Origin of the sequence: Trueperella bernardiae (assembly GCF_001469025.1) — a bacterium.
Lineage (GTDB): Bacteria > Actinomycetota > Actinomycetes > Actinomycetales > Actinomycetaceae > Trueperella > Trueperella bernardiae.
Window position 1 is genome coordinate 47,904 of the sequence record NZ_LNIZ01000004.1, and the last position, 24,094, is coordinate 71,997.

A 24,094-nucleotide genomic window follows, 5' to 3' on the forward strand; every position below is an offset into this window, starting at 1 on the left:
CTTCTGTGGTGTATGTGCCACGTTTTGGCTCTCCTAAAATTCAGGCCGGGCGGCCGTTTTTACCAGCGGTAGTGAGCGAAGGCGCGGTTGGCCTCAGCCATACGGTGGACATCCTCGCGGCGCTTGACGGCGGCACCGAGGCCGTTGGAGGCGTCCATGATCTCGTTCTGGAGGCGCTCGAGCATCGTGTTCTCGCGGCGGTCGCGCGAGTAGTCCACAAGCCAGCGGATCGCGAGGGCGTTCGCGCGGTTCGGCTTGACCTCGGTGGGCACCTGGTAGGTGGCACCGCCGACGCGGCGGGAGCGGACCTCGAGCTGCGGGCGGATGTTGTCCAGGGCGCGCTTGAGCACCTCAAGCGGCTCCTGGCCGGTCTTCTCGGCGACGCCGGCCAGCGCGCCGTAAACAATGCGCTCGGCGGTGGACTTCTTGCCGTCACGAAGCACGCGGTTGATCACCTGGGTGACCACGGGCGAGCCGTGGACCGGATCGTTAACGAGCGGGCGCTTGCGGATGGGACCCTTACGAGGCATTACTTCTTCTCCTTCTTCGCACCGTACTTGGAGCGGCCCTGGCCGCGGCTCTTCACGCCCTGCGTGTCAAGCGCGCCACGGACGATGTGGTAGCGAACGCCGGGAAGGTCCTTCACACGGCCACCGCGGACGAGCACGATCGAGTGCTCCTGGAGGTTGTGACCCTCGCCGGGGATGTAAGCCGTGACCTCAACGCCGGAGGAAAGGCGAACACGAGCAACCTTACGAAGAGCCGAGTTCGGCTTCTTCGGGGTGGTGGTGTACACACGCGTGCAAACGCCGCGACGCTGCGGGCTCCTCTTCAGGCCCGGGGTCGCGGAGCTGGACGCCTTGCTGGAGCGGCCCTTGCGGACCAGCTGCTGAATAGTAGGCACTACTTCTCCTGTATATGAGTTCAGATCGTCGAACTGCCCGCCTGCTCGGTCGAACGTGCGGGTGAAAGGACACCGTACCTTCCACGCGCCCACGGGCTGTCTTTATCGCCGGCGGCATGAGCAACTATCACCAATCCGGCGCCGCAACGCCACCCCGTGGGACGGGCACCGCGTTCCAGAATAGCGTTAGCGCGCCAATCCGGTCAAAGATTGTGACCGAAACGCGTGCGTGGCGCTACCCACACGGCGTCGTTCCCAGGGCCGTCCGGCAGGGGCGAACATGAGGGAACTCACCACGCCGGCACGCCCGAGTCGTAGACGCCTCCGAAGGTCTGCCTGCGGCCGGGTGTAGGATGCACAACGATTGACGTTCGCCCATGATGGAGCCTGCCATGACCACCGACCCCACCCAACATAGCGCGCCCGCCTCCGCCGGCCGCCTTCACCGCGGCCTTCGCGCCCGCCACCTCAACATGATCGCCATCGGCGGCGCGATCGGCACGGGGCTGTTCGTCGCTTCCGGCGCCACAATCTCCCAGGCCGGCCCCGGCGGCGCCCTGCTCGCCTACGCGCTGATCGGCATCATGGTCTTCTTCCTCATGCAGTCGCTGGGTGAGATGGCCACCTACTCCCCCGTTGCCGGTTCCTTCGGCGAGTACGGCACGCGCTACGTCAGCCCATCGTTCGGTTTCGCGATGGGGTGGAATTACTGGTTCAACTGGGCGATCACCGTGGCCGCCGAGCTCGTGGCCGCCGCGCTCGTCATGGCCTACTGGTTCCCGGATACGCCGTCGATCGTGTGGTCGGCACTCTTCCTCGTCATCCTTTTCCTTATTAATGCGATCTCCGCGCGCACGTTTGGCGAGGGCGAATTCTGGTTCGCCGCAATCAAGGTGGTCACGGTCCTCGTCTTCCTCGGCCTCGGCGTGCTCATGATCGCGGGCATCATGGGCGGCACCTCCCCCGGCACCGCGAACTGGACCACGGGCGACGCCCCGTTCGTGGGCGGCGGGCTCGGCATCCTGTCCGTGTTCATGATCGCCGGCTTCTCCTTCCAGGGCACCGAGATGGTCGGCATCGCGGCCGGCGAGGCCCAGGACCCCGACCGCACCATCCCCCGCGCCATCCATGCCGTCTTCTGGCGCATCCTCATCTTCTACATCGGCGCCATCGCCGTCATCGGCTTCCTCCTGCCCTACACCGATCCCGCGCTCCTCAACCCTGGCGGCGACATCGCTCTGTCCCCCTTCACCCTCGTCTTCGAGCGTGCCGGCATCGCCGCGGCGGCCGCGATCATGAACGCAGTCATCCTCACCTCGGTGCTGTCGGCCGGCACCTCGGGGCTGTACGCCTCCACCCGCATGCTTTACGGCCTTGCCAAGTCCGGCCAGGCTCCCGCGATTTTCGCGACGACGACCCGGCGCGGCATCCCCATGGCCGCCCTGCTCGCCACCACGGCGGTGGGCGCGGCCTCCTTCCTCACCTCCCTCATCGGCGACGGCGAAGCCTACACCTGGCTCGTCAACGCCTCCGGGCTGGCCGGGTTCATCACCTGGGTGGGCATCGCGTGGAGCCACTACAAGTTCCGCAAGGCGTACGTGGCTCAGGGCCACGACCCCGCCGAGCTGCCTTTCCGCGCGTCGTTCTTCCCCCTCGGACCGCTCCTGGCGCTCGCGATGACGCTGGTGGTGATCGTCGGCCAGAACACCGAGGCACTCCTGGGCGACACGGAGTTCATGTCGCTGCTGTCCAGCTACATCGGCCTGCCGCTGTTCCTGGCGCTGTGGGCTGGGCACAAGCTCATCACGCGCGCGCCGGCGGTCAAGCCGCTGGAGGCGGATCTGACCCGGCGTTCGGACGCCGACTAACTGCGCGCCCCTGCGGGCTTCCTGAGCCCTCACGCCATTGACCACGTTCGATAGCATCACGGACATAGATCCGTATTTGAGCCGCTACTACTTCTATAGCCCTAAAGAGACCAGCAAGTCCTGGCTCTTCCCGCGGACTACCTGCTCGATTCCTCGACAACGGCAAGCCGCGCGCCCGAATCACCCAGGGTTCAAGTGTTCATCGAGACCTCGATGTCACTCGCAACGCGGGATTCCGGCGGAATGGCATATGCAGACTTCGGATCCAGCGTGAAGGTCACCGGAATCGTCTCTGGAATCAAGAACCCGCTCATCGGAAAGTCGACTACATACGTAGTGGATTGGCGCAAGATCGCCGCCACATATGCCGCGCGGCTGATGCTCTAGTAAGGAAGGACCATGATGAAGCACAAGGTTTTGATAACCGCGGCGCTGTATCTAGCAGCCCTCGCCGCATGCACGAATTCCGAGGCGCTTACTGTGCCCACCCTCCCGCGCGAGACGGAAGGCCCCCTAGCCGCTAAACTGAACACTCTCACCCGCATCGACGTTGCGGAGGGGTACGCCTGCCCCATTGTCGGGGACGATACGCTCATCGTCTTTTCCGAGCCGGTATCTGCGAGCGCCGCCAAGTCGATCACGGTCGGAGACGTCACCATCAAGGTCGGCGAGTCTTTCGAGACCAGCGTCACGCATGAGATCCCAGATGGATTCGAATGCGGTGGCAAGCTCTACCCGCAGGCAGAACACGTCATCTTCCCCGGTGTCAACCTCGTCGACCTGGATTAGCGGCTCTTCCCAGTTCAGCGCGTGGTGCGCAAAGCTCGTGAATATGTCGGCTGCCGAATCCTATAGGAGCCTGGTTGGCCCCAGGTTCACGACTTGTGTCGGGCGTAGCCGCTACGCCACAGGTACACGGCCACGACGGCGACCACCGTGAAGATGACGCCCCCACGGGAAGTGCGACAGCTGGGAGGACTGCTGGACCTGCGCGATCTCCTCCGCCGGGTTACCCTCGGCCAAGGCGAGGCTCGGTCCGGGCTGGGCATCGACAGCCGCAGTAGAAACGGTCGCTAAATGAGTGGTCTCCCCATAGGCGAGAGCAACGGGAAAGGCAAGGCGGATGGAAAGCGCCGCCGTGAAAGCACCAAGTCGCGCACGTCACGCCCCCGCCAGCGCAGGTCCGCACAAAACGAGGCTGGGCCGGAAAGAATCCGGCCCAGCCTCACATTCTTCGCAGCCCTAGAAGTTCAGACCGTATCCGTAGCCCATCGACGTGTCGTAGTCGTCAAGCGAGCTGTAACCGTAGATGTCGTCGAACGAATCCAGGCCGCCGAACGTGTTGAGCTGCTCGTACTCCGAACGAGCCTCCGACGTCGGCTCCACCTTGACGTGGCGCAGCTGCTCCAGGCCGGTACCGGCCGGGATGAGCTTACCGAGGATGACGTTCTCCTTCAGACCATCAAGCGGATCGGACTTCGCGTTGAGCGCCGCCTCCGTCAACACCTTCGTGGTCTCCTGGAAGGACGCCGCGGACAGCCACGAGTCGGTGGCCAGCGACGCCTTCGTGATACCCATCAGCTCCGGACGGCCCGACGCCGGCTTCCCGCCTTCCGCCATCGCGGCGCGGTTGGCCTGCTCGAACTGGGCCACGTCCACCAGCTCACCCGGGAGCAACGTGGTGGTGCCGGCCTCGAGAACGGTGACGCGGCGCAACATCTGGCGCACGATGACCTCGATGTGCTTGTCGTGGATCTCCACGCCCTGCGAGCGGTACACGTTCTGCACCTCGGACACGAGGTGGAGCTGGGCCACGCGGCGGCCGGAGATACGCAGCACCTTCTTCGGGTCAACCGAACCCTCAACCAGCTGCTGGCCCACCGGTACGTGAGCGCCCTCGGGCACGAGGAGCTTGGCGCGCTTGGCCACCAGGTAGGTGAGGTCCTCGTCGCCGTCGTCGCGCTTGATGATGAGGCGGCGGGAACGCTCAAGGTCCTCGATCTCAAGGCGGCCGGCGGCCTCAGCGATCGGCGCCTCACCCTTCGGGGTGCGCGCCTCGAAGAGCTCCTGGACACGCGGCAGACCCTGGGTGATGTCCTCGGCCGACGCCGCACCACCCGTGTGGAAGGTACGCATCGTCAGCTGGGTGCCGGGCTCGCCAATCGACTGGGCGGCCACGATGCCCACGGCCTCGCCGATGTCCACCAGCTTGCCGGTGGCGAGCGATCGGCCGTAGCACTTGGCGCACGTGCCCACGCGCGAGTCACAGGTGAGGACCGAGCGCACGTGGATCTGCTTGATCCCCGCGGCGAGCAGGTTCTCGAGTGCGACGTCGCCGATGTCGGTGCCGGCCGCGACGACGACATTCCCGTCGGCGTCCAGCGCATCCTTGGCGAGCGTGCGTGCGTAGACCGACGTGTCGATGTCTTCGGAACGGATGAGCTCGGCGGATGCCCACTCGGCGGCCGAGACCTCCTTCTCGGTGACCTCGGTCGGAACGCCGTCCACCGTGGCCAGGCGCAGCTCGTTGCCGTCGGAATCGAGTGCCACGATCGGCTTGGGCAGGCCGCGGCTGGTGCCGCAGTCGGCCTCGCGAACGATGACGTCCTGCGCCACGTCCACCAGACGACGGGTCAGGTAGCCCGAGTCAGCCGTACGCAGAGCGGTATCGGCCAGACCCTTACGCGCACCGTGCGTTGCGGTGAAGTACTCGAGCGCCGACAGGCCCTCGCGGTAGTTCGACTTGATCGGACGCGGAATGATCTCGCCCTTCGGGTCGGCCACGAGGCCACGCATACCGGCAACCTGACGAATCTGCATCCAGTTGCCTCGCGCCCCGGACTGAACCATCTGGTTGATGTTGTTCAGGTCGTCGAAGTTCTTGCGCATCTCGTCGGCAACCATGTCGGTCACCTCAGTCCACAGGGCCACCAGGTCACGGCGGCGGTCCTCGTCGCGGATGTTGCCTTCCTGGAAGTCCTGCTCGATCTTCGCAGCGCGCTCCTCGGCCTCCTCCAGGATCTTCGTCTTGTTCGCAGGCGCGATCACGTCAGACACCGCGATGGTCACGCCGGAGCGGCCACCCCAGTAGAAGCCCGTCTCCTTCAGCGCGTCCAACGACGCCGCCGCGTCGACCTTCGGGTAACGCTCGGCAAGCTCGTTGACGATGCCGCCCAGCACCTTCTTGCCCACGGGCTCGTTGACGAACGGGAACGTGGTGGGAAGGGCGTCGTTGAACAGGGCGGTGCCGAGCGTGGTGGTGAGGATGACGTCGTCGCCCTCCTCGTACCCCTCGGGCGCAGCCCAATCGCGCGGCGGGATGATCTCGTCAGCCTTCCAGCGGATGTGAACCGGGGCGTTAAGGTGGAGCTCGCCCAGGTCGTGGGCCATCTCCGCCTCCGCAACAGACGTGAAGTAGCGCCCGGCGCCCACCTCGTTCTCACGCACGGTGGTGAGGTGGTACAGGCCGATAATCATGTCCTGCGCCGGCACGGTGACCGGGCGCCCGTCGGACGGCTTGAGGATATTGTTGGCCGACAGCATGAGTACGCGGGCCTCGGCCTGCGCCTCCACCGACAGCGGAAGGTGAACAGCCATCTGGTCGCCGTCGAAGTCCGCGTTGAAGGCGGAACACACGAGCGGGTGCAGGCGGATCGCCTTACCCTCGATCAGCTGCGGCTCGAAGGCCTGGATACCCAGGCGGTGGAGGGTAGGTGCGCGGTTGAGCAACACCGGGTGCTCCTGGATAACCTCTTCGAGCACGTCGAAGACCTCGTCACGCTGACGCTCGATGAGTCGCTTGGCGGCCTTGATGTTCTTGGCCAGCTCCAGGTCCACCAGGCGCTTCTGCACGAACGGCTTGAACAGCTCGAGCGCCATGGTCTTCGGCAGACCACACTGGTGAAGCTTGAGGGTGGGGCCAACCACGATAACCGAACGGCCCGAGTAGTCCACGCGCTTACCCAGCAGGTTCTGACGGAAGCGGCCCTGCTTGCCCTTGAGCATGTCGGAGATCGACTTGAGCGGACGGTTGCCCGCGCCCTGGACCGGGCGGCCACGGCGGCCGTTGTCGAACAGGGCGTCCACGGCCTCCTGAAGCATGCGCTTCTCATTGTTGACCATGATCTCCGGTGCCTTCAGCTCCAGCATGCGCTGCAGGCGGTTGTTGCGGTTGATGACGCGGCGGTAGAGATCGTTGAGGTCGGACGTGGCGAAGCGGCCGCCGTCGAGCTGCACCATCGGGCGAAGATCCGGCGGGATCACCGGGATCGCGTCGAGCACCATCGCCTCCGGCGGGGTGTTCGAGTGCAGGAAGGCGTTGACCACCTTGATGCGCTTGAGCGCGCGGGTCTTGCGCTGGGCGGTGCCGTTCTCGATTTGGTCCACGAGCAACTCGTGCTCGGCCTCCAGGTCGAAGCTCTTGAGGCGACGCTGAATGGCCTCCGCGCCGCGCGAAGCCTGGAAGTAGTCGCCCCAGCGGGTCTCCATCTCGCGGTAGGCGACCTCGTCGCCCTCCAGGTCGCCCACCTTGAGCTTGGTGAACTTGTCCCAAATTTCCTCGAGGTTGGCGATCTCGGCCTCGTAGCGGGCACGCACGCGGCGCGTGTCGGCCTGCGTGGAGCGCTTGATCTTGCCGCGCGACGCGGCGTCCTCACCGGCAGCCTCCGCCTCGGCCAGGGTCTGCTCCTCGGCCTTCAGCGCCTGCTCGACGGCGGCGTCGCGCTCCTTGAGCAGGTTCTCCCGCTCGAGCTCGTACTCGGCCGTGAGCGAGGGCATGTCATCGTGACGGCGCTGCTCGTCCACATCGGTGACCATGTAGGCCGCGAAGTAGATGACCTTCTCCAGGTCCTTCGGCGCGATGTCCAGCAGGTAGCCCAGGCGCGAGGGCACGCCCTTGAAGTACCAAATGTGGGTGACCGGCGCGGCCAGCTCAATGTGGCCCATGCGCTCACGGCGCACCTTCGAACGCGTGACCTCAACGCCACAGCGCTCGCACACGATCCCCTTGTACCGGGGGCGCTTGTACTTGCCGCACGCGCACTCCCAGTCGCGGGTGGGGCCGAAGATCTGCTCGCCGAAAAGACCGTCCTTTTCCGGCTTGAGCGTACGGTAGTTAATGGTTTCCGGCTTAGTGACGGTGCCGTGCGACCACTTGCGCACATCCTCCGACGTGGCAAGGGAGATCGAGAGTTGATCGAAAAGATTGACGTCGAGCAAGATTCCTACATCCTCAGTTCTTCACGCCTCAATTGTGGCCATTGGCAGGTGGAGCGGCGGGCGTTCGCCGCCCCACCCACAAGAGTCAGAAGTCAGAGCCGGACTCGAGCCCCTCGAGGCCGGTGGTGATACCTGCTGACTGCGGCGAACGGAAGGCGTCCTCGTCCGCATCCTGCAGCGAGATCGCGTTTCCGCCCGCGTCGAGGGCCTCCACGTTCAGGCACAGCGAACGCATTTCCTGAACGAGGACCTTGAACGATTCGGGCAGGCCCGGCTCGGGGACGTTGTCGCCCTTCACGATCGCCTCGTAGACCTTCACACGGCCAACCGTGTCGTCCGACTTGATGGTCAGCATCTCCTGCAGGGTGTGCGCGGCGCCGTAAGCCTCCAGCGCCCACACCTCCATCTCACCGAAGCGCTGGCCGCCGAACTGGGCCTTACCGCCCAGCGGCTGCTGGGTGACCATCGAGTACGGGCCCGTGGAACGGGCGTGGATCTTGTCGTCCACCAGGTGGTGAAGCTTGAGCATGTACATGTAGCCCACCGACACCGGATCCGGGAACGGCTCGCCGGTGCGGCCGTCGAACAAGCGAGCCTTGCCCGCGGCGTCAACCATACGATCGCCGTCTCGGTTCGGGTTCGTGTTCGCGAGCAGGCCGTTGAGCTCGTCGGACAGGACGCCGTCGAACACCGGGGTGGCCACGGTACGATCCGGGCCGGCCTTGACGGCCCGCTCGGGCAGACGCACGGCCCACTCTTCGCCGGCTTCGCGCGCCGCGGTGGCGTCCCAGCCCTGCTTCGCCACCCACCCGAGGTGGAGCTCGAAGACCTGGCCCAGGTTCATACGCGAGGGCACGCCCAGCGGGTTGAGCACGATGTCGACCGGGGTGCCGTCCTCCATGAACGGCATGTCCTCCACCGGCAGGATTCGCGAGATGACGCCCTTGTTACCGTGGCGGCCGGCCATCTTGTCGCCAATCGAGATCTTGCGGCGCTGAGCGATGTGCACGCGGACTGACTGACGGATGTCCGAGGGCAGCTCGTCGTGGTTCTCGGCTGAGAACTCCTTGACGCCGATGACGATACCGGACTGGCCGTGCGGGACGCGCAGCGAGGTGTCGCGCACTTCCTTCGCCTTCTCGCCGAAGATCGCGCGCAGCAGGCGCTCCTCCGACGTCAGCTCGGTCTCGCCCTTCGGGGTGATCTTGCCAACCAGGATGTCGCCGGCCACGACCTCGGCGCCCACGCGGATGATACCGCGCTCGTCGAGGTGGGAGAGCATCTCCTCCGACACGTTCGGGATGTCCCGGGTGATCTCCTCCGGGCCCAGCTTCGTGTCACGCGCGTCGACCTCGTGCTCCTCGATGTGGATTGAGGTCAGAAGGTCCTCTGACTGGCAACGCTGAGAGACGATGATCGCGTCCTCGTAGTTGTAACCGTTCCACGCCATGAAGGCCACGAGCAGGTTCTGGCCGAGCGCGAGCTCGCCGCCCTCGGTGGCCGGGCCGTCCGCGATGAGCGAGCCCTTCTCCAGGCGATCGCCCTCGCTCACCACGACCTTCATGTTGGTGCAGTTGCCCGGGTTGGAGCGCTCGAACTTCGTCAGTCGGTACGTGAAATACGTGCCCTCGTCCTCTTCCACGGTCACGTGGTCGGCCGAGACCTCGGTCACGACGCCGCCCGCGCGGGCCACGAGAACATCTCCCGCATCGACCGCTGCGCGCATCTCAATGCCCGTGCCCACGAGCGGGGCGACCGGCTTGATGAGCGGCACGGCCTGGCGCTGCATGTTCGCACCCATGAGGGCTCGATTCGCGTCGTCGTGCTCGAGGAACGGGATGGCGGCGGTACCCACCGACACCATCTGACGCGCCGAGACGTCCATGTAGTCGACCTCGTCGGCTGGGATCAGCGCCGGCTCACCGCCGGGGAGGCGAACGAGGACTTCCGCCTCGAGGAACTTCCCGTTCTCATCCATCGGCGCGGCGGCCTGAGCGACAGTGTAGCGGTCCTCATCCGCAGCATCGAGGTAGTCGATCTGGTTGGTGACAACCCCGTTTTCGACCTTGCGATACGGGGTCTCAATGAAGCCGAACGCGTTGACACGGCCGTAGGTGGCCAGCGAGCCGATCAGGCCAATGTTCGGACCTTCCGGGGTCTCAATCGGACACATGCGCCCGTAGTGGGACGGGTGGACGTCTCGCACTTCCATCGACGCGCGGTCACGCGACAGGCCGCCCGGGCCGAGAGCCGACAGGCGGCGCTTGTGGGTCAGGCCCGCCAGCGGGTTGTTCTGGTCCATGAACTGCGACAGCTGGGAGGTTCCGAAGAACTCCTTAATCGCGGCAACGATCGGACGGATGTTAATGAGCGACGACGGCGTGATAGCCTCAGCATCCTGGGTGGTCATACGCTCGCGGACCATGCGGTCGAGGCGGGCCAGACCGGTGCGCACCTGGTTTTGGATCAGTTCACCAACGGCGCGGATGCGGCGGTTGCCAAAGTGGTCGATGTCGTCGTCCTCCACCACGACCTCACGGCCGGCGTCGACGGTCACGGTGGTCTTCTCCCCCGCGTGCAGCGCGAGGAGGTAGCGCAGGGTGGCGGTGATGTCCGACAACTGGAGCTGACGGTCCTTGCCCTCCGGGTCAAGGCCCAGCTTCTTGTTGAGCTTGTAGCGGCCCACGTTCGCCAGGTCATAGCGCTTGGGGTTGAGATAGAAGTTGTTGAGCAGCGTGCGGCCGGCCTCGGCCGTGGGCGGCTCGCCCGGGCGAAGCTTACGGTACAGATCCTGGAGGGCCTCCTCCTGGGTGTGAACCGTGTCCTTCTCCAGGGTGTCAATAAGGATCGGGTACTGCGCGAACTCCTCGCGGATCTCCGCCTCGGTCATGCCAAGAGCCTTGAGGAACACGGTCACCGACTGCTTACGCTTGCGGTCCACGCGAACGCCCACAGAATCGCGCTTGTCGATCTCGAACTCCAGCCACGCACCGCGCGAGGGGATGATCTTCGTGTTGTAGATCAGCTTGTCCGAGGTTTTGTCCGCGCTGCGCTCGAAGTACACGCCCGGGGAACGCACCATCTGGGACACGACCACGCGCTCGGTGCCGTTGATGATGAACGTACCCTGCGGGGTCATGAGCGGGAAGTCACCAATGAAGGTGGTCTGAGACTTGATCTCGCCCGTCTCATAGTTCTGGAACTCGGCCGTCACGTAGAGCGCGGCGGAGTAGGTCAGGTCCTTCTCCTTGCACTCGGCGATCGACGCCTTCTCGCCTTCGAGGTGCGGGTTGGACAGCACCAGACCCATGGTCTCAGCGGTGTTCTGGATCGGGGAGACCTCATCAAAGATCTCCTCAAGACCAGACTTCTCATCCGGGGCAGCGTTCTTGCGCCACTCCTCCGAGCCGATCAGCCACCCGTAGGAGGAGGTCTGAAGTCCGAGAAGGTCCGGGACCGGCAGCGGCTCGTGGAGCTTAGCGAAAGACACGCGATCCGAGGCGAGCTTGCCGTCAACAAAGGTGGTATTAAAGGTGCGCGAAGCAGCCAAAGGGTGATCCTTCCCTCTATGTCGGTTAGGCCGTGCGCGAGGCCGTCACCAGCACAAACCTCGAGCTAGGGAGGCATCCTTGCGAGAGCTCCTAGCTAACCTGGGCATGGCAAATGAAAGTCCGCGCAAGTTTCAAATTTACCGCTTTGGCGTAGGGAAGTCTATCCCCCGCCCTGTGGAAGGGGTCACGACACCTATGTAGCACCCGCGATCCTCGAATCACCTCGCTGCGGTCGCTGCAGAAGAGGGTTCCTCGATGCACGGGGCCATGTGATTCCGGCAATGCCGGCTCCCAAGACTATCGCACGCCACGCCCGCCAATGCAAGTACCGGCCCGGCGTGTGGAAAAGCCCCCGCGCTGATCCGGAAGGATCAAGCGCGGGGGCCCATGCGGCTAGGCCGCAAAAATTACTTGAGCTCCACCTTGGCGCCGGCGGCCTCGAGCTTAGCCTTGGCCTCCTCAGCGGCCTCCTTGGCAACGCCCTCGAGGACGGGCTTCGGAGCGCCGTCAACGAGGTCCTTGGCCTCCTTCAGGCCGAGCGAGGTCAGAGCGCGGACCTCCTTGATGACCGCGATCTTGGTGGCGCCGGCATCAGCGAGGATGACGTCGAACTCCGACTTCTCCTCCTCAGCAGCGGCGGCTTCGCCAGCAGCCGGGGCGGCAGCAGCGGCGACGGCGACCGGAGCGGCGGCCTCGACGTCGAACTCCTCCTCGAACTTCTTCACGAAGTCGGAGAGCTCGATCAGGGTGAGCTCCTTGAAAGCATCGATGAGCTCGTCAACAGTGAGCTTGGCCATGGTAGACCTTCCTTCCTTTGCCTACTTGCGAGGCAGTTCCCTCAGGTGAGGATTTAACAATTGGTGGGTGCTGCTAGGCAGCGGCTTCCTGCTTCGCACGCAGGGCGTCAACGGTACGGACCGTCTTCGTGGCGGATGCCTTGAAGACGAATGCAGCCTTGACCATCGAAGCCTTGAGGGCTCCGGCGGCCTTCGCGAGGAGAACCTCACGCGACTCAAGATCAGCAAGGGCCTTGACGCCGTCGACGTCGAGGATCTGGCCTTCCATCACGCCGGACTTGAGCACGAGCTTGTCGTTGTCCTTCGCGAAGTTCTTCAGTGCCTTGGCTGCGGAAGCGATGTCACCGGTGACGAAAGCGAGGGCGGTGGGGCCGGTCAGGTCTGCATCCAGACCCTCAACACCAGCGTCCTTCGCAGCGATGCGCACGAGCGTGTTCTTAGCGACGTGGTAACGCACATCAGAGCCGAGCACGCGGCGCAGAGTCTTCATCTGCTCCACGGTCAGTCCGCGGTACTCCGTCAGAAGAACGGCGTCAGAGTTACGGAATTCTTCCGTCAGCTGCGCGATCTCTGCAGACTTTTCGGTCCGCTTCATGGGACCTCCTTCCGATGGTTTGCCACAGTTTTCACGCAATAAAAAACCTCGCGCACGCAGGCACGAGGAGATTCACGAAGAATAATTCTCTTGTCATACCTACGCGGGTTTTCATTGAATGAAATTAACTCCGAAGAGACCTGCGGTCTTGGGCATGAATCAGACTAACGCCTTCGCCCCAGCCGGGCAAGGCCGCGCGGGCGAACGTGCGTCACTTCACGACGCCGTTGCTCGCCTCGCACCCTCACTGCCCGTGTTCGCGTAGCTCGTGGGAGATGCGATGGACGAGCATGTCGAGGGCCACGAGGTTGCGCCCGCCCTCGGGAATAATGATGTCGGCCCGGCGCTTGGAGGGCGCCACGTACAGTTCGTGCATCGGCTTGACGGTGGTCAGATATTGCTGCTCCACCGATTCGATCGTACGCCCGCGCTCGATCACGTCGCGCTTGACGCGGCGCAGGATCCGCACGTCGGCGTCGGTCTCCACGAACAGCTTGACGTCGAACATGTCGCACAGGCGCTCCTCGACGAAGAGCACGATCCCCTCCACGAGGATGACGGGCGCCGGCTCGATCCGGATCGTCTCCTTCGCCCGCGTGTGCTGGGCGTAGTCGTACGTGGGGCAGTCGATCGCCTGGCCGCTGATGAGTTGGTGGAGCTGGTCGATCATCAGGTCGTTGTCGAAGGCGTCCGGGTGATCGTAGTTGAGCTTGGCGCGTTCCTCGAGCCGCAGGTCGTCGTGAGGGCGGTAGTAGTTGTCGTGGAAAACGACCGCGGTGCGCGGAGCGAACTTCGCCTCGATCGCCCGGGTCAAGGTGGTCTTCCCACTACCGGTACCGCCCGCGATCCCGATCACCATCGGCTTAGCCATACGCGCTCCTCTTCCCGCTCCCACTCAAGTCTGCCGTGGTGAATATAGGGCAAAGGCCCGCACGTTGGTGCGGGCCTTTGCCGATAACACTTAGGCGTCGTTGTCGGCCAGCTTCGACACGTCCAGGCGGATGCCCGGGCCCATCGTGGTCGACACGGTTGCCTTCTTCACGTAGCGGCCCTTAGCCGAGGACGGCTTGAGGCGCAGGACCTCTTCGCGAACAGCCACGTAGTTCTGGTAGAGCTGCTCGGTGGTGAACGAGGTGTTGCCCACGATGAAGGCGAGGTTGCCGTGCTTGTCCACGCGGAACTCGATGCGGCCGCCCTTGATGTCCGAGACAGCCTTGGCCACGTCCATGGTCACGGTGCCGGTCTTGGGGTTCGGCATGAGGCCGCGGGGGCCGAGCACGCGGCCCAGGCGGCCGACCTTGCCCATCATGTCCGGGGTGGCCACGGCGGCGTCGAAGTCGGTCCAGCCGCCGGCGACCTTCTCGATCAGCTCGTCGTCGCCGACCTCGTCCGCACCGGCGTCGATCGCGGCCTGGGCGTTCGGGCCCTGGGCGAAGACGATGACGCGGGCAGTCTTGCCCGTGCCGTGCGGAAGGATAGCCGTTCCGCGAACCAGCTGGTCAGCCTTGCGCGGATCAACGCCCAGGCGGAACATCACTTCGACAGTGGAGTCGAACTTGGTCACGGAGGTCTTCTTGGCAAGGTCCATCGCCTCCAGCGGGGTGTAAAGCTCACCCGGCTGAATCAGTTCAGCGGCCTTGCGGTAATTCTTAGAGCGCTTTGCCATGTCTGCATTTCTCCTAGTTGGCAGTCGTGGGAAACGAACCCGCTCCGGGCTCTACCACGGCGATCGATGATCGCTAATTAAATCTCGTCGGTGGTGACGCCCATCGAACGCGCGGTGCCAGCGATGATGCGAGCGGCGTTGTCGATGTCGTTAGCGTTCAGGTCCGGCTCCTTGGTCTTGGCGATCTCGCGCAGCTGATCTGCGGTGAGGTGGCCGACCTTGTTGGTGTGCGGGACACCGGAACCCTTCGCGATTCCCGCTGCCTTCTTAATGAGCTCAGCAGCCGGCGGGGTCTTGGTCACGAAGTCGAACGAGCGATCTTCGTAGACGGTGATCTCGACCGGGATGACGTTTCCACGCTGGGACTCGGTCGCGGCGTTGTAGGCCTTGACGAAGTCCATGATGTTCACGCCATGCTGACCCAGCGCGGGGCCAATCGGCGGTGCAGGGGTAGCGGCTCCAGCTTCGATCTGGAGCTTAATCAGACCTGCAACCTTCTTCTTGGGTGGCATATTTGATCCTTCTTGTTTATCTACAAACCGCCATCATGGCAACGATGGCGGGCGCCCAACGGCGGCAAAGAAGCGGTGTGTTTCCACGCCCGGTTCGGAGAAACCGGGTTAGTCCATCTTCTCCACTTGGCCGAAGGACAGGTCGACCGGGGTTTCCTGGCCGACAAGAGTCATGAGCACGGTGAGCCTCTGGTTCGCCGCGTCAACCTGAGAAATTGTAGCGGGCATTCCGACCCACGGCTCCGTGGTAAGTGTCACGGTCTCGCCAACCTCGTAGTCGGCAACGATGGCCGGGGCGCCCGAGGTAACGGGCTTTCCAGCGGCCTTGGCCGCCTCGGCGGCCTCCTGCTCGACCACGGGGGTGAGCATTTGCACGACCTCGGATTGCGTGAGCGCCACCGGATCACGGCCGTTGCCCACGAAGCCGGTCACACCGTTCGTGTCCTGAACGGTCCGCCACGAATCGTCCGTCATCTCCATCCGGATGAGGGCATATCCTGGCATGCGCACGCGCGTCACCAGCTTACGCTGGCCCTTCTTGACCTCGAACACCTCTTCCATCGGCACCTGAACTTCGAAGATGTAATCTTCCATGTTCATGGTGTGAGCACGCGATTCGATGTCCTGCTTGACGCGCTTTTCGTAGCCGGCGTACGTGTGTAGCACGTACCAGTCGCCCGGCAGCCCGCGCAGGCGCGCCCGCACGGTCTCCTCCGTCACGACGCCGTCGTCCTCAGGCGCGGCCTCGGACTCGGGAGCGTCCAGCTCAGCTTCCACCTCCGACACGGCGGCAACCGGCGCCGCGGCGTCGTCCACGGAAAGCTCCTCGAGATCCTCGACGCCAGCCGTAGCTTCGGCGTCGACCGGCAGTGCCTGCTCGGGCTTGTCGGAGAAAATATCGTCGTTCGATTGAGACATTGATTCCCTATTCCTAGCCAAAGATCCAGAACATGGCCTGGTTGAAGACCACGTCAATCACGCCCACGAACACCATGACCACGGCCACGAAGAACACGACTGTGAGGAAGAGCTGCCACAGCTCCTTGCGGGTGGGGCGCTGGACCTTCTTGAGCTCGGCGACAACCTCCTTGAAGAAGGTAATAATGCGCTGCCACAGGCCCTTGGACTCGGACTCGCGTCGAGATGCTGCTTGGCTCACTAGGGTGTCCTCTCGGTAATGTGGAAAACGACCCTAATCTAGGGCCGCCTTCATTGCAGGGCAGGAGGGACTCGAACCCACAACCGCCGGTTTTGGAGACCGGTGCGCTACCAATTGCGCCACTACCCTAAAGACGTCAGAACTATTATGCCTGATGTCGCTGTGGTGTTGCCAATGAGCAACTCGCAACAGTCTAGTGACAAACGCGCCGCAGGTCTAGGCGGCTGGGGGTTACCCTGCTGTAATTTGGACCACTTGGCCCGCTTTTCGGAATGATTCTTCCTGATCGGCGCACTTCGTGCGACCATAGTGACCATGGCAACAGAACCACGCAATAGAGTCTCCCAGCGCCTCGCGGCGCTCCAGCCCTCGGCCACCCTGGCCGTTGACGCGAAGGCTAAGGCCCTCAAGGCCGCCGGCCAGCCTGTCATCGGCTTCGGCGCCGGCGAACCGAACTTCCCCACCCCGGCCCACATCGTCGCCGCCGCGATTGATGCAGCCTCCGATCCGAAGAACCACAAGTACACGATCGCCAAGGGTCTGCCCGAGCTACGCGCGGCGATTGCGGAGAAGACGAAGGCCGACTCGGGCGTCGTCGTCGATCCGGACAACATCATCGTGACCAACGGCGGCAAACAGGCCGTCTTCCAGGCGTTCGTCTCGCTGCTCGACGACGGCGACGAGGTCATCCTTCCCGCCCCGTACTGGACCACCTACCCCGAGGCGATCACCCTGTGTGGCGGCGTGCCCGTGGAGGTCTTCGCCGGCTCGGACCAGGACTACAAGGTGACGGTGGATCAGCTGGAGGCCGCGCGCACGGACCGCACCAAGGTACTCCTGCTGTGCTCCCCGTCCAACCCCACCGGCTCGGTCTACACCCCCGATGAGCTACGCGCGATCGGCGAGTGGGCGCTAGACAACGGCATCTGGGTGATCTCAGATGAGATCTACGAGCACCTCATCTACGCGGGCGAGATGGCCTACATCCTGCGCGAGGTGCCGCAGCTGCAGAACCAAACGATCATCGTCAACGGCGTGGCCAAGACGTACGCGATGACGGGCTGGCGCGTGGGCTGGATGCACGGCCCGGCTGACGTGATGAAGAAGGTGGCGAACTTCCAGTCCCACATCACCTCCAACGTCAACAACGTGGCCCAGCGCGCCGCGATCGCGGCCCTCACTGGCGACCAGGGCGTGGTGGAGGAGATGAAGGAGGCCTTCGACCGCCGCCGGAAGACCCTCGTGACGATGCTGCGGGAGATCGAGGGCTTTGAGGTACCGGAGCCCACCGGCGCCTTCTATGTGTTCCCCAACGTCCAGGCCGTGCTCGGCAAGGAGATCAACGGCCGGGTGGCCACCACCACCTCCGAGCTGGCCGAGATCATCCTCGAGGAGGCCCAGGTGGCTGTCGTGCCGGGCGAGGCCTTCGGCGCGCCGGGCTACATCCGCCTCGGCTACGCGCTAGGCGATGAGGACCTGGTGGAGGGTGTGGAGCGCATTCAGCGCCTGTTCGCATAAGCCCCTATCTGGCTGGCTCGCCCGGGCGGTTTGCCCGGGCGAGCCATTCTTCTGCCACCACAAGACGAGAGTGGGCCTGGTCCTTCCAGTCGGCGCGCCCGCGCTGGCGAGCCGAGGCCACGAGCGAGAGCACCACGCCAGCGGCGGAGGCGGCGATGGCCGCGGGGTCGGCGTCGTGGGAAGCGCGCCTATACCAGTCCTCCTGGATCTGGCGCGCGCCGGCGTACTTGTCACTCAACCCGGGGAGCACGGAGAGGTGGCCGAGCAAGCAGCCCCAGTCGTCGGCGCGGTAGCCGGGGCCGAGGGAGTCGAGGTCGAGCAGGCCGCTGAGCCGCCCGCCGCTGACCAGCAGGTTGGTCTCGTAGAAATCGCCGTGGGTGGGCACGAGCGGCCCGTAGTCCGCGCTGCGCCGCACGGCCATGATCCCCGCCGCAAGGTCTAAGACCCGGCCGGTGAGCTCGGGGCTCGCGGCGCCGGCGGCCCGCGCGTAGTGCTCGCACCTCTCGGCCCACGCCGGCCGGTATTTCAGGTCGAGCGCGGAGGCAGGCAGGGCGTTGAGCGTGCGCGTGAGCGACCGAAAGATCGAGGGCAGGTCGCGCCCGCTTTGGAAGCTGAGCGCGAGCGACTCGCCCTCCACCGCCGAGGTCACCACCAGCCCGTCGGGCCGGCAGACCACGACGCGCGGAGTGGGCAGCTCGGCGTCGGCGACGACGCGGTGGCGGGTGATGAGTGCGTCGAGCGCGTCGGGGCGCACCACCTTCGCGTAGCTGAGGCCGGCGTCCGTCTGCACGCGTAGCACGGCCCGGCGAGTGGGCCGGTAGCCGAGCAGTTCGACATCGCACTCTCCCACCAGGCCGGCCATGGCCTCCGGGTTGCAGGCGTCCGCGAGCGCGGGCAGTTCCGGGTCGCCGGGGAACTCCCACAGGTGGACGGGGAGGTCGCCGGCGTAGAGCGTGACGGCGCCGGCGGCGTCGAGCCTACTTTGGGGGATGCGGGCGGTGGAGGCGACGACGTAGCCGTCCTGGCGTTCGCGCACCTCTCGCGCGCTCGACTTGTGGCGCACCTCGTCCCATGTGACCGAGTAGCCCACCGAGATCCCGGCGCCTGGCCTGTGGTTGACCGCGCGCAGCCGCCACGAGCGCAGGATCCCTTCGCCGAGCGCCAGGGAGAGCATCTCCCCCGCGGACGGGCCGGTGAGGAGCGCGACAGCGCGGCGCTCGGTGTGGGTGGTCATGGTTCATTTATAGGAGTGATTGGGGAAGGTCTCAAATGCGCGGCGTGTATTGGGATGCCGCACCGACTAGGATGGGCGCATGCGAGATCTGAAGACTTTGCCCAAAGCACACCTTCATCTGCATTTCACCGGCTCCATGAGGGTCTCCACGCTGATCGATCTCGCCCGTGAGCAGGGCGTGCGCCTGCCCGCCAACCTCACCGACACCCAGGCCATGCAGGTGCCCGCGAACGAGCGCGGCTGGTTCCGTTTCCAGCGTGCCTACGACGCCGCTCGCAAGGTCGTGCGCTCGGAGGGCGCGATGCGCCGGATCGTGCGGGAGGCCGCCGCCGACGACGCCGCCGAGGGATCGCGCCGCCTGGAACTTCAGATCGACCCCACCTCGTATGCGCCCTTCGTTGGGGGCATCACGCCCGCGCTGGAGATCGTGCTCGACGAGGCGCAGGTGGCCTCGCGCGAGACGGGCGTGGAGGTGGCGATCATCGTGGCTGCTTCGCGAATCAAGCACCCGCTCGATGCCCGCACGCTCGCGCGCCTGGCCGCCAAGCACGCCGGCGACGGGCCGGGCCAGGTGATCGGCTTCGGTCTATCCAACGACGAGCGGCGCGGGGACACCTCCCAGTGGGCCACGGCCTTCAACATCGCCCGCAACGCGGGGCTGGCCAGCGTGCCGCACGCCGGCGAGCTACTCGGCCCGGACCACATCCGCCAGGTGCTCGACTACCTGCGCCCCACCCGCCTCGGGCACGGCGTGCGCACGGCCGAAGACACCGACCTGCTAGCCCGGATCGTGGGGGCCGGCATCGCGCTCGAGGTCTGCCCGGCGTCCAACATCTCGCTCGGCGTGTACTCCGACCCCGAAAACGTGCCCCTGCGCGTGCTGTACAACTCCGGCGCGCAGATCGCCCTCTCCGCCGACGACCCGCTACTCTTCCTCTCCCGCCTGACCGACCAGTACCAGATCGCCCGCGACCAGGGCTTTTCCGACGCCGACCTCGCCCGCTTCGCCCGCGACTCCATCACCGCCTCCATGGCCCGCATCGACTCCAAGCAAAAGTGGCTGGCCGAAGTCGAGGAGTGGCTGGCCGCGCCCGATCCTGACCCGGCTGGTTAGGCCGGGCCGTCTCGGCCCCTCCGGCTAGATCTCCTGACCGGCTAGATTTCCAGGCCAACCAGCACCGGTTCGGGCACGAGGGTGACGCCGAACTTCTCGGCAACCCCGTCACGGATTTCGCACGCCAGCGCCGCGATGTCCTCCCCGCTCGCCCCGCCACGGTTGCTGAGCGCCAGGCAGTGCTTGGTGGACAGGGCCGCCGGCCCGGGCATGCCATAGCCAGGCGTAAAGCCCGCGTGGTCGATAAGCCAAGCGGCCGACGTCTTGACCTGCCCCTCGATTACCGGAGCGGCGGCGCCAATCTGGTTGACGGCGTCGTGACGCGCCACCCCAAAGCGCGGCGCCTCGGGCGGCAGCAGGGCGGACTGCTCCTCACTGAGGACCGGGTTGGTGAAGAAGGAGCCGAGGGAGTACGTGTCGCGGTCGGCGTCGTCGAGGACCATACCCTTTGAGGCGCGCAGCTCGAGCACGGCGGCCCGCACGTCCGACGACGGCGCCCGCTCCCCGATCTCCACCCCGAGCGTGCGCGCGAGCTGGCCGTAACCGACCGGGCGGGACAGCGTGGCGCGGCGCATGTGGAACGTCACCGACAGCACCACCCAGCGCGGGCTGCCACCGCAAATCGAGCGCTTGAGGATCGAATCGCGGTAGCCGAACTTCATGTCTGAGAGGAACAGGGTCTTGAACTCGCCAGTCTGGCGGTCCCACGTGCGCACCTGGGCAAGGGTTTCGGCCACCTCCTGGCCGTAGGCGCCGATGTTCTGCACGGGCGCGGCGCCCACCGAACCCGGGATGCCCGACAGCGCCTCGAGGCCCATCCAGCCGTGCTCGATCGCGTAGACCACGGCCTCGTCCCACGGCGTGCCCGCGGTGACGCGCATCTCCGCGCCCCCGCAACCGTCCTCCATGAGGGTCTCAATCTGGGAGCGGGTGTCGTGGACGACCACGCCGTCAAACGGCTGATCGGACGCGAGGATGTTCGATCCCCCGCCGACCACAAGCACAGGCCGGCCCTCGGCGTCGGCCGTGGAGACGGCGTCGACGATCTCGGCCTCCGCGTGCGCGTTGACGATCTCCGCGACCGGCCCACCCACGCCGATCGTGGTCATCTCCGCCAGCGTGTTGCCGCGATAGCGGGTGGTGGCCACCGGCGGGATCGTGGTGGTGGGCTCAGACGGTTCTGGGATCTGGCACGACATGGGATCTCCTATCGGCGCGAAAGGTAGTAGCTGACCAGGCGGCCAAGCGGGCTGATGTTCGCCTGGAACTCCCCGATCTTCTCCACGATTTCGGGGTTGAAACGGGACTTGAATTGCATGAGGGAATCGGTAAGCGAGCCGTCCACGCCGCCGAGCGAGACGGACTCCAGCCCAGAGGCGAAGCCCTCGCCGAGCGCCACCACCCACATGAGGTGCTGGGCCGGGATATTACCGAAGTGGCGGTTCGTGCCCGCGTACAGCATCTCCGCCGAAGTGCCGAAGCGGACCATGAGAACGCCGGCCAGGGTCACGCGGCCGCGCTGGCCCGACTCCTCGAGCTCCGCGATGTTCTTGGCAGCCGAGGCGATCGAATCCTGCAGGCGGTTGCGCTTCTTCTTCGCGCTGGCCGGGGTAGCGGCAAGCTCGGCGGAATCGGCGTCGCGGCGGGCGGTGTAGGTGGCGATCGCGGAGTCGACGTCGAGGGTGGCCAGATAAATCTTGGCATCATCCTCGTAGGCGGCAAGGATCTTCTCGTAATACTCCCGCGAGCGCAGGCGGATCCCCTTCTCCTCCTCGGTCTGCTCAATGACGGAGAGGAACTCATCCAGCACGTCGGCCCCGCCCGAGGTGACCTCCACGAATCGGTTACGCGCGTTGTTGGCCAGCGTGCGCGACTTCTTCGGCAAGGTGGCCTGGTAGGCGGCGACGGCGTCGGCGGGAATGCCGGGCTGGGCGGCAGGAGCGGCGCCTGCAGGCGCGGGGACGGCGTCGGCGAGCTCAGCCGGGCGGAACGTGACCGGCATAAAGCGCGGCTGGAGCGACTCGTGCAGGCTCATGACAAAGCCGAGATGCTTGAAGCCCGCGGACTCGATGCGGCGGCCGATGTGGCGGGCGCGCGGGTCGTAGTGCTCGGGTAGCTCGGCCAGCGGGGCCTTGCGGACGGGCACGAACGGGTCGATCCGCACGGCCACCGCCCGGTTCTTCTTCGCGAACGCGCGCAGCTCGCGCAGGTAGACCTCCAGGTAGGGGCCCTCGAAGTCGAGGATCGGGCCGTGCGGCATGTACCAAAAGCTCATCCCCAACGGAAGGTGGCGCTTGAGTACCAGGCCCGCCGCAACCAGGGTACCCGTATCGTCGCGCAAGCCCGTCAGCGAATGGCCCCAGCCCTTCACCTCAGCCCATGCCGAGGACTGCAGCACGTTACACAGCGGGTGGCTCGCCACAAAGGCGTCGTATTCCTCGCGCGGAACCTCGATGAATTGCACGTGTCCTCCTCGTTCAGCTTCCATCCTACCCCGGGCTCTCGGTGCGCTCCGCCCAATACGGTCCACGTTACGCCCGGATTGAAATAACTTGGACGTTTCTGGGCCGATCTCCTCATATAAGAAGATCGCCGCGAAATCGTCCAGTTCTCTTTAACCATCGCGGCGATCACCGGCCGGACGGGCAAAAAAAGACCCCCGCTTGAGGCGGAGGCCGTAGAAGATGACTACCCTAGCGGGTTTCGCGGTGTGTGGTCGACGCATTGCACCTGGGGCAGTACTTCTTCATCTCCAGGCGATCCGGCGTGTTACGACGGTTCTTCTTCGTAATGTAGTTACGCTCCTTGCAAACCTCGCATGCGAGGGTGATCTTGGGGCGAACGTCTGCAGACTTACTAGCCACTATTTTTCCTCACGTTCGGCTTGTGAAGCGGGTGCTTCGTCGTTCTACGATACGGCGGTCGCCATACCGGTCGTAGCGAGGGCGGGGTTTGAACCCGCGACCTCACGATTATGAGTCGTGCGCTCTGACCAACTGAGCTACCTCGCCTCGTCCATCCCCGCGAACGGGAATGAATGGAGCCCCGAAAGGGAATCGAACCCTTGACCTTCTCCTTACCATGGAGACGCTCTGCCGACTGAGCTATCGGGGCAACCTTGGAAAGCCTACCAATCGAATGGAATGCATTCCAACTTCGCGGACGTGGCGCTTGCCATAACCGCTGTTCTTTCGAACTGTGGCGGGTGAGGGATTCGAACCCCCGTAGCTTTCGCGTCTGATTTACAGTCAGATACCATTGGCCGCTCGGTCAACCCGCCGTCGCGTACTCCCGAAGAAGTGCACGGCAAAGACATTAGCAGTTCTCCCCCGCGTACTGTCAAACCAGAACCCCCGCGCGGACTGCCGTCATGGTCACACTTGCCTAAGCTAGAGTGAGTGGGTAGTTCACACCGTTCAAGTTCAGGAGGAACCGTGGCCAACTCTTCGTTCGACGTCGTCAGCCGCTACGACACCCAGGAGGTCGACAACGCCGTCAACCAGACCGCCAAGGAGATCAGCCAGCGTTACGATTTTCGCAACGTCGACGCCGACATCACGCTCAAGGGCGAGACCATTACCCTGACCGCCAACACCGCCGAGCGCGTACTCGCCATCCTCGACGTGCTCCAGACCAAGCTCATCCGCCGCGGACTGTTGCTCAAGCAAGTGGACTTCGGCGACGGCGAGCCCCGGCTTTCCGGCAAGCTCTTCCACCTGTCGGGCTCGCTCAAGGAGGGCATCAGCCAGGAGAACGCGAAGAAGATCACGAAGCTGATCCGCGACGAGGGCCCCAAGTCCGTCAAGGCCCAGATTCAGGGTGACGAGGTGCGCTGCACCTCCAAGTCGCGCGACGACCTGCAGGCCACGATCGCTCTGCTCAAGGGAGCCTCGTTCGACGTCGCCCTCCAGTTCGTCAACTTCCGCTAGGCGCGGGCAGCGGCTCAGGGTCGTCTAACA

Annotated in this window: 20 protein-coding genes and 4 tRNA genes; 5 read left to right on the forward strand and 19 right to left on the reverse strand. The window is 65.0% G+C overall.

The window, feature by feature from the left end; genetic code table 11:
• Nucleotides 1-59 precede the first annotated feature (59 nt).
• Nucleotides 60-530 (reverse strand): 30S ribosomal protein S7, encoded by a 471-nt coding sequence (rpsG, locus tag AQZ59_RS05025; RefSeq protein WP_062613586.1) that lies wholly within the window; start codon nt 528-530, stop codon nt 60-62.
• A complete protein-coding gene (rpsL, locus tag AQZ59_RS05030; RefSeq protein WP_062613587.1) occupies nt 530-904 on the reverse strand; it encodes a 30S ribosomal protein S12 in 375 nt (124 codons plus the stop codon). The genes rpsG and rpsL overlap by 1 nt, the downstream gene beginning before the upstream one ends.
• 392 nt (nt 905-1,296) lie before the next feature.
• Between rpsL and AQZ59_RS05035 the strand changes: the two genes are divergently transcribed.
• Both AQZ59_RS05035 and AQZ59_RS05045 read left to right on the forward strand, forming a co-directional pair.
• The gene (locus AQZ59_RS05035; protein ID WP_101923780.1) at nt 1,297-2,772 is read left to right on the forward strand and encodes an amino acid permease; all 1,476 of its coding nucleotides are present in this window, start codon (nt 1,297-1,299) and stop codon (nt 2,770-2,772) included.
• A 399-nt stretch (nt 2,773-3,171) separates the two neighbouring features.
• A complete protein-coding gene (locus tag AQZ59_RS05045) occupies nt 3,172-3,561 on the forward strand; it encodes a hypothetical protein (protein WP_062613590.1) in 390 nt (129 codons plus the stop codon).
• A gap of 453 nt (nt 3,562-4,014) precedes the next feature.
• Here the strand turns inward: AQZ59_RS05045 and rpoC are convergent, their stop codons facing one another.
• The 10 genes from rpoC to AQZ59_RS05095 all read right to left on the reverse strand — a co-directional run bounded on the left by rpoC (nt 4,015) and on the right by AQZ59_RS05095 (nt 16,398).
• Nucleotides 4,015-7,989 (reverse strand): DNA-directed RNA polymerase subunit beta', encoded by a 3,975-nt coding sequence (gene rpoC / locus AQZ59_RS05050; protein ID WP_062613591.1) that lies wholly within the window; start codon nt 7,987-7,989, stop codon nt 4,015-4,017.
• Nucleotides 7,990-8,074: 85 nt separating this feature from the next.
• On the reverse strand, nt 8,075-11,539 hold the full coding sequence (gene rpoB / locus AQZ59_RS05055) for a DNA-directed RNA polymerase subunit beta (RefSeq protein WP_062613592.1): 3,465 nt from the start codon (nt 11,537-11,539) through the stop codon (nt 8,075-8,077).
• Nucleotides 11,540-11,947: 408 nt separating this feature from the next.
• Complete coding sequence (rplL, locus tag AQZ59_RS05060) at nt 11,948-12,337, reverse strand: 50S ribosomal protein L7/L12 (RefSeq protein ID WP_062613593.1); 390 nt, start codon at nt 12,335-12,337, stop codon at nt 11,948-11,950.
• Nucleotides 12,338-12,410: 73 nt separating this feature from the next.
• On the reverse strand, nt 12,411-12,932 hold the full coding sequence (rplJ, locus tag AQZ59_RS05065; RefSeq protein WP_062613594.1) for a 50S ribosomal protein L10: 522 nt from the start codon (nt 12,930-12,932) through the stop codon (nt 12,411-12,413).
• 244 nt (nt 12,933-13,176) lie between these two features.
• Nucleotides 13,177-13,803, reverse strand: a complete 627-nt coding sequence (gene udk / locus AQZ59_RS05070; RefSeq protein WP_062613595.1) for a uridine kinase — start codon at nt 13,801-13,803, stop codon at nt 13,177-13,179.
• Between the two features lie 90 nt (nt 13,804-13,893).
• Complete coding sequence (gene rplA, locus AQZ59_RS05075; RefSeq protein ID WP_062613596.1) at nt 13,894-14,598, reverse strand: 50S ribosomal protein L1; 705 nt, start codon at nt 14,596-14,598, stop codon at nt 13,894-13,896.
• Nucleotides 14,599-14,675: 77 nt separating this feature from the next.
• Nucleotides 14,676-15,110, reverse strand: a complete 435-nt coding sequence (rplK, locus tag AQZ59_RS05080) for a 50S ribosomal protein L11 (RefSeq protein ID WP_062613597.1) — start codon at nt 15,108-15,110, stop codon at nt 14,676-14,678.
• A 108-nt stretch (nt 15,111-15,218) separates the two neighbouring features.
• Nucleotides 15,219-16,028, reverse strand: a complete 810-nt coding sequence (gene nusG, locus AQZ59_RS05085) for a transcription termination/antitermination protein NusG (protein ID WP_062613598.1) — start codon at nt 16,026-16,028, stop codon at nt 15,219-15,221.
• A gap of 13 nt (nt 16,029-16,041) precedes the next feature.
• The gene (gene secE / locus AQZ59_RS05090) at nt 16,042-16,269 is read right to left on the reverse strand and encodes a preprotein translocase subunit SecE (RefSeq protein WP_062613599.1); all 228 of its coding nucleotides are present in this window, start codon (nt 16,267-16,269) and stop codon (nt 16,042-16,044) included.
• A gap of 56 nt (nt 16,270-16,325) precedes the next feature.
• A tRNA-Trp gene (locus AQZ59_RS05095) sits at nt 16,326-16,398 on the reverse strand.
• Between the two features lie 186 nt (nt 16,399-16,584).
• On the opposite strand from AQZ59_RS05095, the gene AQZ59_RS05100 reads away from it, so the two are divergent.
• Nucleotides 16,585-17,787 (forward strand): pyridoxal phosphate-dependent aminotransferase, encoded by a 1,203-nt coding sequence (locus AQZ59_RS05100; protein ID WP_062613699.1) that lies wholly within the window; start codon nt 16,585-16,587, stop codon nt 17,785-17,787.
• 4 nt (nt 17,788-17,791) lie between these two features.
• Here the strand turns inward: AQZ59_RS05100 and AQZ59_RS05105 are convergent, their stop codons facing one another.
• Entirely contained in the window at nt 17,792-19,021 is a 1,230-nt protein-coding gene (locus AQZ59_RS05105; RefSeq protein WP_062613600.1) for a phosphotransferase, read from the reverse strand.
• A gap of 79 nt (nt 19,022-19,100) precedes the next feature.
• Between AQZ59_RS05105 and AQZ59_RS05110 the strand changes: the two genes are divergently transcribed.
• The gene (locus tag AQZ59_RS05110; protein ID WP_062613601.1) at nt 19,101-20,135 is read left to right on the forward strand and encodes an adenosine deaminase; all 1,035 of its coding nucleotides are present in this window, start codon (nt 19,101-19,103) and stop codon (nt 20,133-20,135) included.
• Between the two features lie 41 nt (nt 20,136-20,176).
• Here the strand turns inward: AQZ59_RS05110 and AQZ59_RS05115 are convergent, their stop codons facing one another.
• From AQZ59_RS05115 to AQZ59_RS05135, 6 genes are all read right to left on the reverse strand, one after another.
• Nucleotides 20,177-21,334 (reverse strand): UDP-N-acetylmuramate dehydrogenase, encoded by a 1,158-nt coding sequence (locus AQZ59_RS05115; RefSeq protein ID WP_062613602.1) that lies wholly within the window; start codon nt 21,332-21,334, stop codon nt 20,177-20,179.
• Between the two features lie 8 nt (nt 21,335-21,342).
• Nucleotides 21,343-22,599 carry a peptidoglycan bridge formation glycyltransferase FemA/FemB family protein gene (locus AQZ59_RS05120; protein ID WP_062613603.1) on the reverse strand — a complete coding sequence of 419 codons (1,257 nt, stop codon included), beginning with the start codon at nt 22,597-22,599 and terminating at the stop codon, nt 21,343-21,345.
• 229 nt (nt 22,600-22,828) lie between these two features.
• Nucleotides 22,829-22,999, reverse strand: a complete 171-nt coding sequence (gene rpmG, locus AQZ59_RS09150; RefSeq protein WP_082661174.1) for a 50S ribosomal protein L33 — start codon at nt 22,997-22,999, stop codon at nt 22,829-22,831.
• A gap of 73 nt (nt 23,000-23,072) precedes the next feature.
• A tRNA-Met gene (locus tag AQZ59_RS05125) sits at nt 23,073-23,146 on the reverse strand.
• Between the two features lie 27 nt (nt 23,147-23,173).
• Nucleotides 23,174-23,249 (reverse strand) — tRNA-Thr (locus AQZ59_RS05130).
• Nucleotides 23,250-23,334: 85 nt separating this feature from the next.
• Nucleotides 23,335-23,415 (reverse strand) — tRNA-Tyr (locus AQZ59_RS05135).
• A gap of 154 nt (nt 23,416-23,569) precedes the next feature.
• On the opposite strand from AQZ59_RS05135, the gene AQZ59_RS05140 reads away from it, so the two are divergent.
• Entirely contained in the window at nt 23,570-24,064 is a 495-nt protein-coding gene (locus AQZ59_RS05140; RefSeq protein ID WP_062613604.1) for a YajQ family cyclic di-GMP-binding protein, read from the forward strand.
• The last annotated feature ends 30 nt before the right edge of the window (nt 24,065-24,094 follow it).

Bases quoted from the DNA above. Each gene is read 5' to 3' on its own strand.
- AQZ59_RS05105 (WP_062613600.1), bottom strand. From the start codon at position 19,021: ATGACCACCCACACCGAGCGCCGCGCTGTCGCGCTCCTCACCGGCCCG.
- udk (WP_062613595.1), bottom strand. From the start codon at position 13,803: ATGGCTAAGCCGATGGTGATCGGGATCGCGGGCGGTACCGGTAGTGGG.
- rpsG (WP_062613586.1), bottom strand. From the start codon at position 530: ATGCCTCGTAAGGGTCCCATCCGCAAGCGCCCGCTCGTTAACGATCCG.
- rplA (WP_062613596.1), bottom strand. From the start codon at position 14,598: ATGGCAAAGCGCTCTAAGAATTACCGCAAGGCCGCTGAACTGATTCAG.
- nusG (WP_062613598.1), bottom strand. From the start codon at position 16,028: ATGTCTCAATCGAACGACGATATTTTCTCCGACAAGCCCGAGCAGGCA.
- rplK (WP_062613597.1), bottom strand. From the start codon at position 15,110: ATGCCACCCAAGAAGAAGGTTGCAGGTCTGATTAAGCTCCAGATCGAA.
- AQZ59_RS05100 (WP_062613699.1), top strand. From the start codon at position 16,585: ATGGCAACAGAACCACGCAATAGAGTCTCCCAGCGCCTCGCGGCGCTC.
- AQZ59_RS05110 (WP_062613601.1), top strand. From the start codon at position 19,101: ATGCGAGATCTGAAGACTTTGCCCAAAGCACACCTTCATCTGCATTTC.
- AQZ59_RS05045 (WP_062613590.1), top strand. From the start codon at position 3,172: ATGATGAAGCACAAGGTTTTGATAACCGCGGCGCTGTATCTAGCAGCC.
- AQZ59_RS05115 (WP_062613602.1), bottom strand. From the start codon at position 21,334: ATGTCGTGCCAGATCCCAGAACCGTCTGAGCCCACCACCACGATCCCG.
- rplJ (WP_062613594.1), bottom strand. From the start codon at position 12,932: ATGAAGCGGACCGAAAAGTCTGCAGAGATCGCGCAGCTGACGGAAGAA.
- AQZ59_RS05035 (WP_101923780.1), top strand. From the start codon at position 1,297: ATGACCACCGACCCCACCCAACATAGCGCGCCCGCCTCCGCCGGCCGC.
- rplL (WP_062613593.1), bottom strand. From the start codon at position 12,337: ATGGCCAAGCTCACTGTTGACGAGCTCATCGATGCTTTCAAGGAGCTC.